The organism is Providencia sp. PROV252, assembly GCF_033676005.1.
GTDB lineage: Bacteria > Pseudomonadota > Gammaproteobacteria > Enterobacterales > Enterobacteriaceae > Providencia > Providencia vermicola.
This window is the reverse complement of sequence record NZ_CP096294.1, coordinates 302,469-317,900: the sequence shown is the minus strand read 5'-3', so window position 1 is coordinate 317,900 and position 15,432 is coordinate 302,469. Positions and strand designations below refer to the sequence as shown.

Here is a 15,432-nt window from a genome sequence, read left to right as displayed (position 1 = left end):
ATAAAATAAAGTCATTTATGAATAAAAGAGCTTACTACTTCTCTTTTATTCATAATTATAGTGACCTACTGATATTATTCTAACAATGTAAACCCGTTTCTACGATATAAAGTTGTCTAAAACCTTCTATGTCTCGCATGAATGCGATAAGTTTATCATTCGGAGAAAAAACGACCGCATCAGCGCTAGGCGCTTGTTCAGTACGCTCAGTTAATCTAATTAACGTTTGTGTCGCAACATGGCAAATGGTCACACTGTTGTCGTACACGAAGCAAATATGCTCACCTTTACTATCCCAATTAAATGCAGATTGTATTGAAGAATCACCATGAGTGATTTGATTTAACTCCCCCGTTACACTATTAACTAACCATAACTGCACGTTGCCAAAATCATCATGCATCAAACAAGCTATTGATTTACCATCTGGTGAAGTACGAAGCCAATGCCTCGGCTGTTTTGCTAAACCTGGATACTTACGCTGATGCGTATAAGTAAGCCGCTTTTGATGTACACCTTTTGGTGGTGCAGGCAGACTCAACTCTGTCCCCTGAAGTGGTTTTTCCCCTGCAACCATACAACATTGAGGCTGTGAAGGTAAATCCACAATGAAAATTTCAGGAATGACCTCACCATCCTGAGTATGTGTATCCCCAATAAAAACAAGTGCCCTTTCTTGCCATTGACCATCTTGCTTTTGGTAACCTCGTTGCCCAACCCAACCTTCTTCATAGGCACGGCTAATTTCATCACTATCAGGCTTAGGTTCTGCAATCGTCTGGCTCACAACACAACAAAAGTAGTCCCCATTATACTCACGTTTATGTTTTTTCGGCTCAACATTAACAGCCCCTGCGGGTACAGCAATAGCCACATTCCGTTGATCCAACGTCACATCTAACTCATGCATCACATGGTCGTTATACGTAAAACTTAACCATTTACCATCAGGACTATACACATGGACATGAGTCCCCCCTCTCAGTGCACCTGCAATATAAGGTGGTGAAATACACATCGCATCAATAGGACAAGCCACATTCAGTTGAATGTCATGGACATATACACCACGGCGATGATGAAAGTCATAATACCATTGCTCATCAGGGTATTCTGGGCCATGAATGAATGCATATTGAGGGGGGTGTTGTGAACTTACTGTCACGACACCAACATGCGCCCCATAGTTAGCTCGATAAATTTCGACTTCTTCCAATGTATTTACATGAATTTTTTCTATCGATAAACCCGTAAATGAACTGCCATTTGGTCGAATGTCATAAGCTATCCACAAGCTATCAGGTGTCCATACATTAATGTTCGTAAGTTGGTGGCTCCGATTATCGTTTGTTAAACGTGTTTCTTTATAAGGCAATTTACTATTCAATCTGTTATCCTTTCACATCATTTAATATAGCTATCGGATTACTTTAACTAATCTAATTTGCATGGTACTAGAAAATCTCAGTCGAGAAATTTCAAAAGTAATATTACCCTTTAGCAATAACTTTAATATTGAATAAAACCATTATGTTATTAAGTGTGCTTTATATTATAGGTATCACCGCTGAAGCAATGACAGGCGCTCTGGCAGCTGGTAGACGTAAAATGGATGTCTTCGGTGTCATTATTATTGCCTCTGCAACCGCTATAGGCGGTGGTTCTGTGCGTGATATCTTACTTGGACACTACCCATTAGGCTGGGTCGCACACCCAGAATATATCCTAACTGTTGCTGGCGCAGCTGTTGTCACCATTTGGATAGCGCCAATGATGAAACACTTGCGCCGCCTATTTCTTATTTTGGATGCCATTGGGCTAATCGTTTTCTCTATTCTTGGTGCTCAAATTGCGCTCGATATGAATTATAGCCCTATTATTGCCGCAATTGCTGCCGTTATCACTGGTGTATTTGGTGGCGTTCTCAGGGATATGCTGTGTAATACCATTCCTTTGGTTTTCCAAAAAGAAGTCTATGCTGGGGTCTCTTTCGCAGCCGCATGGATTTATATCGGTTTGTTACAAACCCCACTCCCCCAAGATATCGTCGTTATTATTACCCTTGTTGTCGGGTTAAGTGCACGCTTAATCGCAATTCGCTACCGACTTGGATTACCGATATTTAACTACGAAAACCAAGATTAACCTCTATTCTATTGAGCCATTAATTTATTCAGTTAATGGCTCATTTGCTTTAAATTTCTGTATGGCTTGTAACGCAGATTGAACTTCAGGCTCAGCTAACCATTTTTCTAACTTTTCATTTTGCTTTTGGGTTAGCTTTAAGCGTTCAATTTCAGAACTGTTATAAAGGCCCTCTAGCGCTATAATTTGCTCAATTTTCATTTTCGGTAAGGGGATACCTAAACCTTTTAGCCATAATGGGATTGATTGAAATTTAACTGATTGAAACTGTTCGATTGAAGAGGTATTTTTTTTGTTTTTCGGTAGCCCGTTTTGCCAATCTTGTCGTAGCCATGTCGTTAACTCAGTTAGCTGATGATTTTCAACCCAGTCACGCCATGTGGCCTCATTCACCCCTTTAATTTTTAAGCTTTTACCTAACCAAATTAAACGAGCAACAAACTGTTGTAAGCAAGCATTTGTATATGCTAAGCAACTAAGTGAATTAAAACTATCAAAAGTAGAAAGATCTGGATATGTACGCTTTTCAAGCCGCCAAATAACGTCTTCTATTTTAGGTGTTCCAAGACCCGAAAGAGTAACCAAGACTTTATCTCCTTCAAGTAAATCTTTTTTTCTCCAAGATGCCAATGAGCCAATACTGACTCTAGAGATAGTTTTTCCTTCAAGATTGATGGGGTTAATCGTCGCAACAACGCTCACTCGTCCTGTTCGGCCAACTTTGAATTGTAAATACTTGACCACTGAAGCCACTCTACGCAGTGGATATTTCCAAGCAACCGCCCAACTATTTTGATTTGGTTTCCACGCAAACGCATCTGGAAATGGATAACTTTTTAGTACGATACCATCCGTGGCGAAAGGAAGTTCATTTTGATAATAGTGCTCACGCCATTGCTTTACTTGTGTTTTATTTTCAATTTTGTGACTATATTTTTTTGCTAAGGGAAACCCTAATTGAGCAAGATCCTGAAGCTGTTTCATTGGTTCTGATTCACCGTTTGGCCAAGCCCAAATAAATATTCCGATATCAGGCTCAAGAACTTTTGGCTGTGCCTTACGCATTAACCAACCCGCTATTTTATTTCGGGCGTTTACTCCCCCACTTTTTGCTTGGATGTGCTGGTTCAACCGCCAGAAAAGTTTACCTTGTAAAATGACACTTTTATGTATATCAATCTGCTTTGGAATTGCAGGTATAAAGTCAGCTTTATCGCGCCATTCTAAGCCTTCAATGCCATTACCACGGCTGATCATAGAAATAAGATGACCATTTTGATAGACAAGGGTTACTGCCACGCCATCCACTTTCGGTTGTAACCAGATTTCACGGCGAGAATCAACCCATTTATATACCTCAGATTCGGCTAGCTTTTTCAATCCTGTATGGGGAATAGGATGTTTAATAAGTTGTACTTTTTTAGGTAGCACAACTTCGGGAAGTTCTTCAGAAAGTTGCTGGCAACGGCGTAAAGATTGCCATTGATGAAGTAATTGGTCATAAGCTTCATCACTAATTTGGCTATGACCAGATAACCGATAGACCTGATTCCATTCCTGTAACTGAGCGCCTAACCGATGGCTTTCTCGCTCAATCTCACTCATGTTCCCTAATTCGCAATGCTCATTTAATTCAACATGACTGGAACCAAAGGCTAAACTACCAATTCCCCAAAAACCAACCATCAACATACCAATAATAAACGCTAAGTTACTCCTAAATTTATCCATAAAACATGCCATAACAATTCCTTTTAAATAATTAACTTCCCCTATACTCAATACGCTTTATCTTTTTAAGCATGAAAGTATTTTTCTTAACGCTCACGCTAAAATGTGTTTTTTTGCGAAAAGCTTCGCAAGACAGATGTGATTTTCAAGAATACTCAATTAATTTCTGGAAGCTGCTCGCAGATTACTCATAGATCAAATTTCTCTTCTCTACTATTTATGTTTTATTGATATCGCTGCATGTTGATGGAAGTGTGTGTATACTATGTGGGGTTTATCTCCGTCTTTTATGTTTAACCCTCGACTATTCAAGAAATCATCATGATACAAGGTACGTTATATATTGTTTCTGCGCCTAGTGGTGCGGGTAAATCAAGCCTTATTCAGGCTCTATTGAAAACACAACCGTTGTATGACACGCAAGTTTCTGTTTCTCATACAACTCGAGCTGCACGCCCTGGTGAAGTTCATGGTGAGCACTATTTCTTTGTATCAGAAACTGATTTCTTACAAATGGTCGAAAATGGTGACTTTTTAGAGCACGCTTGTGTCTTTGGAAATTACTATGGAACGTCTAAACCTATTATTGAAGACGTTTTAAAAAGTGGAGTGGATGTTTTTCTTGATATAGATTGGCAGGGAGCGCAACAAATTAGGGCTAGAATGCCAGAAGCGCGCAGTATTTTTATTCTCCCACCATCCAAAGACGAACTTTATCGCAGGCTACGTGGCCGTGGCCAGGATAGTGATGAAGTCATTGAAAAACGAATGTCACAAGCAGTAGGTGAAATCGAACACTTCAACGAGTATGATTACCTTATCGTTAATGATGATTTCAATACCGCATTAGGCGATTTACAATCCATTATCCGCACTGAACGCTTAAAATTAGGGCGCCAAGTTCAGAGACATGATGCTTTAATCAGCAAATTACTAGCAGACTGAGAATAGTTTCAGTATCATATCAGGTCATTTTTTTATTTCTTTTGGAGTAGCACACTTATGGCACGCGTAACTGTTCAAGACGCAGTAGAGAAAATTGGTAACCGCTTTGACCTCGTATTGGTCGCAGCACGCAGAGCTCGCCAGTTACAAACTGGTGGAAAAGACCCTTTAGTTCCTGAAGAAAACGATAAATACACAGTTATCGCGCTACGTGAAGTAGAAGAAGGTTTAATTAACGGTCACATTTTGGATGTGCGTGAACGCCAAGAACAGCAAGAGCAAGAAGCGGCTGAAATGCAGGCAGTTTCGGCAATCGCTGAAGGTCGTCGCTAATTACTAAGGTGGGTCTGCCTTGTATCTGTTTGAAAGCCTTAATTTAGTTATTCAAAAATACCTCCCTAAGGAGCAAATTGAATTACTAAAACAAGCCTATGTTGTCGCACGGGATGCCCATGAAGGACAGACCCGTTCAAGTGGTGAGCCTTATATTACTCACCCTGTTGCTGTTGCTTGTATTCTTGCCCAAATGCGTCTGGATCATGAAACACTTATGGCTGCGCTACTTCATGATGTGATTGAGGATACTCCAGCAACATTTCAGGACATAGAAGAATTGTTTGGAACAACCGTCGCAGGTCTTGTTGAAGGTGTTTCCAAACTTGATAAGCTAAACTTTCGCGACAAAAAAGAAGCTCAAGCAGAAAACTTCCGCAAAATGATTATGGCGATGGTCAAAGACATTCGCGTCATTTTGATTAAACTGGCAGACCGCACTCACAACATGCGCACATTAGGCTCATTAAGGCCTGATAAACGTCGCCGTATTGCTCGTGAGACCCTAGAGATTTATAGCCCGCTAGCACATCGGCTGGGTATACACCATATAAAAACAGAGCTCGAAGAGCTTGGTTTTGAAGCACTCTATCCTAACCGTTACAGAGTTATCAAAGAAGTCGTTAAAGCGGCTCGTGGTAACCGAAAAGAGATGATCCAAAAAATTCTCTCTGAAATTGACGGTCGACTCACTGAAGCTGGTGTTCCTTGTCGTGTCAGTGGTCGAGAAAAACACTTATATTCTATCTACCGTAAGATGCACCAAAAAGAGCAACGTTTCCATTCCATCATGGATATCTATGCTTTTAGGGTCATCGTCAAAGATGTAGATACCTGCTACCGTGTTTTAGGTCAGATGCATAGCTTATACAAACCACGTCCAGGGCGTATTAAAGACTATATTGCTATCCCTAAAGCTAACGGCTATCAATCCCTGCACACCTCTTTAATTGGGCCACATGGCGTGCCAGTTGAAGTCCAAATTCGCACCGAGGATATGGACCAAATGGCAGAGATGGGCGTTGCTGCTCACTGGGCCTATAAAGAGCAAGGTGAACAAGGCACTACAGCGCAAGTCAGAGCACAGCGTTGGATGCAGAGCCTGCTTGAATTACAGCAAAGTGCAGGTAGCTCATTTGAATTTATCGAAAGCGTGAAATCAGACTTATTCCCTGATGAAATCTACGTTTTCACCCCCGAAGGTCGTATTGTTGAGTTACCAACAGGCGCAACCCCTGTTGATTTTGCTTATGCGGTGCATACAGATATTGGACACGCTTGTGTTGGTGCTCGTGTTGACCGACAACCATACCCGTTATCCCAGTCATTGAGTAGTGGTCAAACCGTTGAAATCATAACAGCGCCAGGTGCACGTCCAAATGCCGCTTGGCTTAATTTTGTTGTCAGCTCAAAAGCTCGCGCCAAAATTCGCCAGTTACTGAAAAATTTAAAACGCGAAGACTCAATTAATCTTGGTCGACGGTTACTTAATCATGCTTTAGGGGCAGGAAATAAACTCGCCGATATTCCTCAAAATCATATCGATGCTGAACTGGCCCGCATGAAGCTCAATTCTATTGATGATTTGCTTGCCGAAATAGGCTTAGGCAACGCAATGAGTGTTGTTGTCGCGCGTAACTTACAAAATAATCCACAGGGCACACTAGAAGATCAAGCTGTCATTGAAAGCCGTAATAAACTGTCTATCAAAGGTGCTGACGGTGTTTTAATCACCTTTGCAAAATGTTGCCGCCCAATTCCTGGTGACCCTATCGTGGCACATATTAGCCCTGGAAAAGGCCTAGTTATTCACCATGAATCTTGCCGTAATATCCGTGGCTACCAAAAAGAGCCCGATAAATTTATGGCCGTTGAATGGGATAACGAAACTGATACCGATTTCATCGCTGAAATCAAAGTAGACATGATTAACCATCAAGGTGCGCTTGCAAACCTCACGGCTGCAATTAATGATGCCAACTCAAGCATTCAGAGTATGAATACTGAGGAGAAAGATGGTCGTGTATACTGTGCCTTTATCCGCCTGACTACTAAAAACCGTGTTCAGCTGGCAAATGTTATGCGTAAGATACGTATCATGCCAGATGTTCTACGAGTAAGCCGAAACCGTAACTAACGAATATGAATGAACGCCGCTATCGCCGCATTTGCCAAATGATGGCGATGCGGCAGCCAGACCTCACGATTTGCCTTGAAGAAATTCATAAACCCCATAATGTTTCTGCGATAGTCCGCAGCGCTGATGCTGTGGGTATTCACCAAATTCATGCTATTTGGCCAGACCAACAGGTTAAATTATCCGTCTCTTCCGCCGCAGGTAGTAACAGTTGGGTAAAGGTTATCTCTCATCAATCAACTGAAGATGCTATTTCACAAATAAAATCGCAAAATATGCAGGTATTAGTGACAAACTTATCTGAGCACGCTGTTGATTTTCGCGAAATTGATTATACCCGCCCAACTTGTATTATGGTGGGACAAGAGAAAAAAGGTATTTCAAAGCAAGCGCTCGCACTGGCAGATAAGCACATCATTATTCCAATGGCGGGTATGGTGCAATCATTGAATGTTTCTGTCGCCTCTGCCTTAATACTCTATGAAGCGCAAAGGCAGCGGCAATTAGCCGGCATGTATGACCGCCAACACAGCACGCTATCAGCGCAAGAGCAGCAAGAGTGGCTATTTGAAGGGGGTTATCCTGTACTTGCTGAAGTGGCTAAACGCAAAGGCTTGCCGCGTCCATATATCAATGAACAAGGGCAAATTGAAGCCACTGATGATTGGTGGGTGCAAATGCAACTAACCGAAAAAATGAAAAGACAACAATTTGGTTAAGGAAAAGGAAAGAACATGAATAGTGGGCTACTTGATACCATTTCACTGACTTCGCTGCATGGAATTGGTGCAAGCCAGTCAGAAAAAATGCGTAAAATCGGTTTGAACACCGTTCAAGACCTACTTCTTCATTTTCCACTTCGCTACGAAGACCATACCCGTTTGTACCAAATCAAAGACCTTTTACCTGGAACAACGGCGACTATCACAGGTGAAGTGATCCAAACAAAAGTGGTTTTTGGTCGAAAGCGAATGATGACCAGCCTCATTACTGATGGAACAGGCAACTTAACACTGCGCTTTTTTAATTTCTCTGCTGCGATGAAAAACAACTTAGCAGAAGGCCGACAAGTTACCGCCTATGGCGAAATTCGCAGAGGTAATACAGGCCCTGAGATTATTCACCCTGAATATAAAGTTTCTCAAGATACAGGCAGTATTACGCTGCAGGAAAATCTGACGCCTGTTTATCCCACTACAGAAGGGGTTCGCCAAGCCACGTTACGCAAAGTCATGGATCAAGCTCTGGTCATGCTTGATAACAATAAAATTAAAGAGTTACTTCCTGAAGAACTGAGCCGTGGCATGATAAGCCTGCCAGATGCAATACGATTACTGCATAACCCGCCCCCCAATGTTGCACTCAGTGAATTAGAAAAAGGTCACCATCCTGCACAAAAACGTTTGATACTTGAAGAATTGTTAGCTCACCACTTAAGTATGTTAGCAATTCGAGCTGGTAACGAACGTTTATATGCACAACGGTTAACCTCTAATGGCAAGCTAAAGGCACAACTGCTCGCACAGTTACCTTTTTCACCAACCAATGCACAAAACCGTGTTGTGGGTGAAATTGAAGCTGATCTCGCGAAAGACTCACCAATGATGCGTTTAATTCAAGGAGATGTGGGCTCAGGAAAAACCCTTGTTGCTGCATTAGCCGCTGTATGTGCTATCGAAAATGGTAAGCAAGTTGCCTTAATGGCACCGACTGAAATTTTAGCTGAACAACACGCAAATACTTTCAAACAATGGCTCGAACCATTGGGCATCAAGGTCGGTTGGCTTGCTGGTAAACAAAAAGGGAAAGCGAGGGAACAACAACAGGAAGCTATTGCAAGCGGTGAAGTTTCAATGGTAGTTGGAACGCATGCTATTTTCCAAGAGCAAGTGAAGTTTAATCGCTTAGGTTTAGTGATCATTGATGAGCAGCATCGTTTTGGCGTTCACCAGCGCCTCGCTCTGCGTGAAAAAGGAGAGCAGCAAGGGTTTCACCCTCATCAACTTATTATGACCGCTACACCAATTCCACGCACGCTAGCGATGACCGCCTATGCGGACTTAGATACTTCCGTTATTGATGAACTCCCTCCTGGGAGAACACCCGTGACTACCGTCGCCATCCCTGATACACGACGTAGTGATATTATCGAACGTGTACGCCAAGCTTGTATTGACGAAGGTCGCCAAGCCTATTGGGTATGTACACTCATCGAAGATTCTGAGCTATTAGAAGCCCAAGCAGCTGAAGTGACAAGTGAAGAACTGGCACTAGCACTCCCTGAACTCAAAGTGGGCCTCGTTCACGGACGAATGAAGCCAGCTGAAAAACAAAGCATTATGGCGGCATTCAAAAATAATGAAATTCAGCTACTTGTCGCGACAACTGTAATTGAGGTTGGTGTTGATGTCCCCAATGCCAGTTTAATGATTATTGATAATCCTGAGCGTTTAGGCCTTGCTCAACTGCATCAATTAAGAGGCCGTGTAGGTCGTGGGGCGATTGCTTCTCACTGTGTACTTTTATATAAAACGCCGCTCACCCATATCGCCAAGCAACGCCTACAAGTCTTACGTGATAGTAACGACGGTTTCGTCATCGCCCAAAAAGACTTAGAAATTCGCGGGCCAGGAGAATTATTAGGCACGAGGCAAACAGGCAATGCTGAATTTAAAGTGGCTGACTTACTCCGTGATCAATATATGTTGCCAGAAGTGCAGCGCATTGCTCGCCATATTCAACAACAATACCCTGAAAATGCACAACAAATTATTGAACGCTGGCTACCTGAGCGCGAGCAATATGGGCATGCATAATCCATAATCCATAATCCACGTTCTAAATACACTTCTTTAAACGAAAATTGCCGTGAACTTATTCACGGCAATACCTGTTTTACTATCGATGATTAGAATATTAATTATCCCGCAATAGTCGGGAAAACGGGTAACATCAGATACAATTTAATGACTATAGCATTCACAATATCAATAAAGAATGCACCAACCATTGGTACAACTAAGAATGCTAAGTGAGATGGTCCTAATCTATCTGTAACCGCTTGCATGTTTGCAATCGCTGTTGGTGTTGCACCAAGGCCAAAACCGCAGTGACCTGCCGCTAAAATAGCCGCATCGTAGTTTTTGCCCATCACACGGAAAGTAACAAAAATCGCGTATCCCGCCATTACACATGCTTGCACGGCCAGAATAACAATCATCGGAATAGCTAATGATGCCAACTCCCATAGTTTTAAGCTCATTAATGCCATCGCTAAGAACAATGATAAGCTAACGTTACCTAATACAGAAACCGCACGATCAAACACCCGGTAAAAGCCCAGTATGGATAAGCCATTACTGAGGATCACACCGACAAAAAGAACACACACAAATTTCGGTAAAGCAAACACCGTTTCCGCTAATAAACCCGAAAGGTAGCTACCGACCAATAAGCAGATAGCGATTAAGGCAATGGTTTCAATCAGCACCATTGAACTTATCATACGGCCTGACTGTGGTTTTTCAAACGCTGTTGGAACGTCTTTATCGTCTTCTAGTGTACCTGGCGTCGGAATATTTCGCGTTAGGAATCGTGCAACAGGGCCTCCTATTAATCCCCCTAAGACCAACCCAAATGTTGCACATGCCATTGCAACTTCGGTTGCACTTTTAAAACCATAGCTTTCAGAGAATATTTTCCCCCATGCCGCGCCAGTACCATGACCGCCAGAAAGTGTGATTGAACCAGCAAGTAGCCCCATTAATGGGTCTAGTCCCAGTAGTTTTGCAAGGGCAATCCCCACAGTATTCTGGACAAGCAATAAACCGACAACCACAAAAATAAAGATAAACAACGCTTTACCACCTGCTTTTAAACTCGCTAGGTTGGCATTTAGACCAATGGTGGCGAAGAATGCCAACATCATCGGTTCTTGAAGTGATAAGTCGAAAGACAAGCTCCAATCAAACATTTGCTTCAGCAAAAGTAGACTAAAAGCGACTAACAATCCGCCTGCAACAGGCTCTGGAATCGTGTATTTTTCTAAAAAAGGAACGGTTTTAACGAGTTTCCGTCCAAGCAGTAATACTAATGTAGCTGCTACCAAAGTCCCGTAGACATCGAGATGATACATTTACGTACCTCGTCTGTTGTTAAAATTATTAAATATTAGTAAGACGTTAATTTCTTCCTTAAAACGCCAAAAACAGGTGAACAGATTAGAAAAAAAAACTGTTATAAATACAAGTCAAAAGATATAAAAATGTGATGAACTTAGTTTAACTATTTACAATATTTATTTTGCGCAAACGATTGCTTTTTAATTTAGTCGCTTTACAATGCGTTTTTTGTTGGTGGGAAATGAAGGCAATGAATACAGCAACGTCTGAAAAACAAAATACGGAATCAACGATAAACACCCAAAGTGAGCTCATCTATAAATTAGAAGATAGGCCACCGCTTCCCCAAGCCCTATTCGCGGCTGGGCAGCACCTTCTCGCGATGTTTGTTGCTGTTATCACCCCCGCAATGCTGATCTGCCAAGCCCTCGGGTTACCTGCACATGATACCCAACGTATTATTAGCATGTCTCTATTTGCTTCTGGTATTGCCTCTTTAATTCAGATTAGAGCATGGGGGCCTATTGGTTCAGGGTTATTATCTATCCAAGGAACCAGTTTCAACTTTGTTGCACCTTTAATTATGGGAGGTGTTGCACTCAAGCAAGGTGGGGCAGATATTCCATCCATGATGGCGGCACTATTTGGTACGTTATTAGTTGCTGCGCTCACTGAAGTTATTTTGTCTCGCTTCTTACATTTAGCGCGTCGCGTCATTACGCCATTGGTCTCTGGTGTTGTTGTAATGATTATTGGACTATCACTGATCCAAGTCGGTCTCACCTCTATTGGGGGCGGTTATGGGGCAATTAGCGATAATACCTTTGGCTCCCCTGATTATTTAATTTTGGCAGGCATTGTTCTCGCAGTCATTATTCTGCTCAACCGCCAAAAAAATCCCTATCTACGAGTCGCCTCTTTAGTCATAGCAATGGCAGTAGGCTACCTTGCTGCTTGGTGGATGGATATGCTACCAAATGCGCAGCCAACTGAGCCAAATCAGTCTATTATCACTGTACCTGAACCTTTCTATTATGGTTTATCATTTGATTGGAACTTGTTGATCCCCCTGATCTTAATCTTTATGGTAACTTCTTTGGAAACCATTGGTGATATCACCGCAACCTCTGACGTTTCTGAACAACCCGTTCGAGGCCCACTTTACATGAAACGCATTAAGGGTGGCGTATTAGCAAACGGCTTAAATTCAATGGTTTCCGCCGTATTTAATACCTTCCCGAATTCCTGTTTTGGTCAGAACAACGGGGTTATTCAATTAACTGGTGTTGCTAGCCGCTATGTGGGTTATATCGTCGCATTGATGCTTGTTTTACTGGGGTTGTTCCCTGCTGTTGCGGGTTTTGTACAGCAAATCCCTGAACCCGTTCTTGGCGGTGCAACCATTGTGATGTTTGGGACGATTGCGGCATCTGGTGTGCGTATTGTTTCCCGCGAACCACTTAATCGCCGAGCGATTATGATTATCGCGCTGTCACTCGCTGTTGGAATGGGAGTTTCACAGCAGCCGTTAATTCTGCAATTTGCCCCAGACTGGCTGAAAACCTTGTTTTCTTCTGGTATTGCCGCAGGCGGATTAACAGCAATTGTACTGAATTTAGTTTTCCCACTCGAAAAATAATCGTTCATCTAAACCGCTAGAGTTGAATATTCTGGCGGTTCTTCTGTATGCTATCCTTAAATTATCGCGATATTAAACGCATTCCCCCACAAATTTGAGGAGCAGCTAGCTGTGAAATGGTTAATTAAATTTGTTACCTATGCATTCTTGCTACTGCTGCTATTGTTTATCGCCGCCTACATTGGGTTACAAACGCGCTGGGGAGCATCCTATTCGAGTCAATTCCTTAGCAAATTTACTGACTACGATATTCATGTAGGGATTATGGGACATGAATTTTCCAACCCTGGCGAATTCATCTTCCAAGATGTACAATTAACCTCACAAAACAAAGACTTGTCCCTAGATGCACGTCAAATCGTGGTTGATGTAAATTGGCGCAATATTTTCAGTGGTACAGCGATCCGTCGCTTCATCATCACACAAGGTGAGCTTTCTACCACCCTATCCCCTGAATCAACACCACTGCCTATTTCGGCGGATATTCTGCAATTTGAAAATAGTCAGCTAACCCTTAAACAAGGTGATGACACCATTTTCGCTACAGGGTTTACTGGGGGGATCACGCCGTGGAGGCCGACAGTGAATCATCCGTTTGGCTATGGCGATTTTCGTTTCACCTCCAGCCAATTAAAAATCAATGAATTACCATTTAAAAATGTGGCACTGACTGGAAAGTTGCAAGAGCAAGTCACTGAAATCAACAAAGCGAGTGCATACCTAAATAACGGTTATATTGCAGGTGAAGGTAAAGTATTTACTGATGGTGCAATTACGATTGATTCATTAGCAATGAATAAGGTTGGCTGGGAAAACAGTATTGATTTCGATACGTTATTTGATGCAATTAGTAGTGATAGAACCATTCAAATCAAAAATATTGAATTAACTAACATTGATATTCAAGGAAAAGACTGGGCGCTTTCAGGGCTGAGTACAGAAATCGATCAGCTAAGTTTGGTCAGAGGTAGCTGGACAAGCCCTAAAAGTAAAATTAGCTTTAATGTTGACCAATTAGTCATGAAAGATCAACAGCTAAGTACACTAATCGGTGACTTGAATATTGATGGAGACAACCTAAACATCAACAAGTTATCAGGCTACTATAACAAAGGCGTATTTAATTTAAGTGGTGCTTGGCAACGTAATGATCAAGTTCTTACCATTAATGAAGGTAAGCTAGGCGGCATTTTATATACCCTACCAGAAACTTGGCTCGCTTTTTTTGCTGAACCCGCACCCTCTTGGTTATCAGGCCTATCCATCAAAAAATTCACTGTCTCCCAATCGTTGCTGATGAATATCCAGCCAGAATTCCCGTTCGAATTCACAGCGTTAAGCGCCAACATTGAAGATGTTGACCTCATTAAGCTAAAACAGTGGGGAGTTTGGAGCGGTAAGGCGACATTCAATGCCGATAGCGGCACAATTAACCAAGTTTTAGTTCGTCGTCCGTTCTTAGAAGTACGTCAGAGTGGGAAATCCTCCGCAGCAGCGAGTTTAACAGTCAGTACGGAAAGAGGTATCAGCAAGATTGGTGTATTAGTGAAACAAGAACCGAAAAAAGTGCCATTTTTGTTGCGAGCTTCAGGGACTAACATTGATTTAATCGATTTAAATCAATGGGGATGGTCAGGTTTCCCAGCACAAGTTATTGGGGATTTTGATGCAACACTACAGGGAGATTTCCTCGCCCCTTCAGTTGCTAAAAGCGTAAATGGTGAGCTGATGGCGATGCCTCTTCAAGGTAAGCGCTTATATCGTACGGTCGTAAAAGGGGTTGTGACCTCTTCGGTGGAATCTGATGCTACTCAGCAACCTTCTGAAATGCCTCAGGAAGAGCCCTCCCCTGCTCTTATCACTCAATAATGAGTCCACGAGAGGCTGCTGAGTATGGTTTACCTTTTATTGGTCAAATTGAACAAGCGCCAGCGCCATGCTTTTGCACATAATGCTGATCTTTCTCATCCGCTAATTGAAACTCTGCGAATGTGACGATTACTGTGGCGACAGGTTTACCTTGATAATGCTGCTGCTCCAGTAATTTTTTTGATGCGATTGCCTGATTGGCTTGAGCAATTGAATGCGTAAACACCGCTGAACGGTATTTCTCACCGACATTATTACCTTGTTTATCAATAGATTGTGGGTTATGAATCTTCCAAAATAGCGATAAAAGTTCATCATAACTCGTTTGCAGAGGGTCAAAATCGACCTGTACCACTTCTATCCATGGAGAGGTTTCATCGGCAGAACGTGCATAACCTACACGGCTATTTAATACCCCATTTTGCGTTTGAAACGCGGCTTCAGCTCCCCAGAAACAACCTGCGCCAAAAGTGGCTTGTTGTAGCGCTTCCTGACTCATAGTGACCTCGTCA

Annotated in this window: 12 protein-coding genes; 8 read left to right on the top strand and 4 right to left on the bottom strand. The window is 42.3% G+C overall.

Going from position 1 to position 15,432, the window contains the following annotated elements:
• Positions 1-79: 79 nt before the first annotated feature.
• On the bottom strand, positions 80-1,387 hold the full coding sequence (locus M1F05_RS01400) for a DUF3748 domain-containing protein (RefSeq protein WP_241016857.1): 1,308 nt from the start codon (positions 1,385-1,387) through the stop codon (positions 80-82).
• A gap of 143 nt (positions 1,388-1,530) precedes the next feature.
• Here M1F05_RS01400 and M1F05_RS01395 point away from each other — a divergent pair, with 143 nt between their 5' ends.
• A complete protein-coding gene (locus tag M1F05_RS01395; protein ID WP_206085224.1) occupies positions 1,531-2,145 on the top strand; it encodes a trimeric intracellular cation channel family protein in 615 nt (204 codons plus the stop codon).
• Between the two features lie 24 nt (positions 2,146-2,169).
• Here the strand turns inward: M1F05_RS01395 and ligB are convergent, their stop codons facing one another.
• Positions 2,170-3,876: an NAD-dependent DNA ligase LigB gene (ligB, locus tag M1F05_RS01390; RefSeq protein WP_241016858.1), complete on the bottom strand. Its 1,707-nt coding sequence runs from the start codon at positions 3,874-3,876 to the stop codon at positions 2,170-2,172.
• 321 nt (positions 3,877-4,197) lie between these two features.
• On the opposite strand from ligB, the gene gmk reads away from it, so the two are divergent.
• The 5 genes from gmk to recG are packed head-to-tail and all read left to right on the top strand — an operon-like array spanning position 4,198 to position 10,107.
• Positions 4,198-4,821 carry a guanylate kinase gene (gene gmk / locus M1F05_RS01385; protein ID WP_206084863.1) on the top strand — a complete coding sequence of 208 codons (624 nt, stop codon included), beginning with the start codon at positions 4,198-4,200 and terminating at the stop codon, positions 4,819-4,821.
• Between the two features lie 57 nt (positions 4,822-4,878).
• Positions 4,879-5,154 carry a DNA-directed RNA polymerase subunit omega gene (gene rpoZ / locus M1F05_RS01380; RefSeq protein WP_004262665.1) on the top strand — a complete coding sequence of 92 codons (276 nt, stop codon included), beginning with the start codon at positions 4,879-4,881 and terminating at the stop codon, positions 5,152-5,154.
• 19 nt (positions 5,155-5,173) lie between these two features.
• Positions 5,174-7,291, top strand: a complete 2,118-nt coding sequence (gene spoT / locus M1F05_RS01375) for a bifunctional GTP diphosphokinase/guanosine-3',5'-bis pyrophosphate 3'-pyrophosphohydrolase (protein ID WP_206084865.1) — start codon at positions 5,174-5,176, stop codon at positions 7,289-7,291.
• Between the two features lie 5 nt (positions 7,292-7,296).
• Positions 7,297-8,010 (top strand): tRNA (guanosine(18)-2'-O)-methyltransferase TrmH, encoded by a 714-nt coding sequence (trmH, locus tag M1F05_RS01370; protein ID WP_206084867.1) that lies wholly within the window; start codon positions 7,297-7,299, stop codon positions 8,008-8,010.
• Positions 8,011-8,025: 15 nt separating this feature from the next.
• A complete protein-coding gene (gene recG / locus M1F05_RS01365) occupies positions 8,026-10,107 on the top strand; it encodes an ATP-dependent DNA helicase RecG (RefSeq protein WP_206084874.1) in 2,082 nt (693 codons plus the stop codon).
• A gap of 104 nt (positions 10,108-10,211) precedes the next feature.
• Here recG and gltS read toward each other — a convergent pair whose 3' ends face one another.
• A complete protein-coding gene (gltS, locus tag M1F05_RS01360; RefSeq protein WP_206084875.1) occupies positions 10,212-11,426 on the bottom strand; it encodes a sodium/glutamate symporter in 1,215 nt (404 codons plus the stop codon).
• Positions 11,427-11,662: 236 nt separating this feature from the next.
• Between gltS and M1F05_RS01355 the strand changes: the two genes are divergently transcribed.
• Both M1F05_RS01355 and M1F05_RS01350 read left to right on the top strand, forming a co-directional pair.
• Positions 11,663-13,051 (top strand): uracil-xanthine permease family protein, encoded by a 1,389-nt coding sequence (locus M1F05_RS01355; protein WP_206084876.1) that lies wholly within the window; start codon positions 11,663-11,665, stop codon positions 13,049-13,051.
• A 111-nt stretch (positions 13,052-13,162) separates the two neighbouring features.
• The gene (locus M1F05_RS01350) at positions 13,163-14,920 is read left to right on the top strand and encodes an AsmA family protein (RefSeq protein ID WP_206084877.1); all 1,758 of its coding nucleotides are present in this window, start codon (positions 13,163-13,165) and stop codon (positions 14,918-14,920) included.
• 43 nt (positions 14,921-14,963) lie between these two features.
• On the opposite strand, the gene msrA is transcribed toward M1F05_RS01350, so the two are convergent.
• A complete protein-coding gene (msrA, locus tag M1F05_RS01345) occupies positions 14,964-15,419 on the bottom strand; it encodes a peptide-methionine (S)-S-oxide reductase MsrA (protein WP_206084885.1) in 456 nt (151 codons plus the stop codon).
• Between the last annotated feature and the right edge of the window lie 13 nt (positions 15,420-15,432).

Bases quoted from the DNA above. Each gene is read 5' to 3' on its own strand.
- M1F05_RS01395 (WP_206085224.1), top strand. From the start codon at position 1,531: ATGTTATTAAGTGTGCTTTATATTATAGGTATCACCGCTGAAGCAATG.
- ligB (WP_241016858.1), bottom strand. From the start codon at position 3,876: ATGGATAAATTTAGGAGTAACTTAGCGTTTATTATTGGTATGTTGATG.
- gmk (WP_206084863.1), top strand. From the start codon at position 4,198: ATGATACAAGGTACGTTATATATTGTTTCTGCGCCTAGTGGTGCGGGT.
- rpoZ (WP_004262665.1), top strand. From the start codon at position 4,879: ATGGCACGCGTAACTGTTCAAGACGCAGTAGAGAAAATTGGTAACCGC.
- trmH (WP_206084867.1), top strand. From the start codon at position 7,297: ATGAATGAACGCCGCTATCGCCGCATTTGCCAAATGATGGCGATGCGG.
- recG (WP_206084874.1), top strand. From the start codon at position 8,026: ATGAATAGTGGGCTACTTGATACCATTTCACTGACTTCGCTGCATGGA.
- gltS (WP_206084875.1), bottom strand. From the start codon at position 11,426: ATGTATCATCTCGATGTCTACGGGACTTTGGTAGCAGCTACATTAGTA.
- M1F05_RS01355 (WP_206084876.1), top strand. From the start codon at position 11,663: ATGAATACAGCAACGTCTGAAAAACAAAATACGGAATCAACGATAAAC.
- msrA (WP_206084885.1), bottom strand. From the start codon at position 15,419: ATGAGTCAGGAAGCGCTACAACAAGCCACTTTTGGCGCAGGTTGTTTC.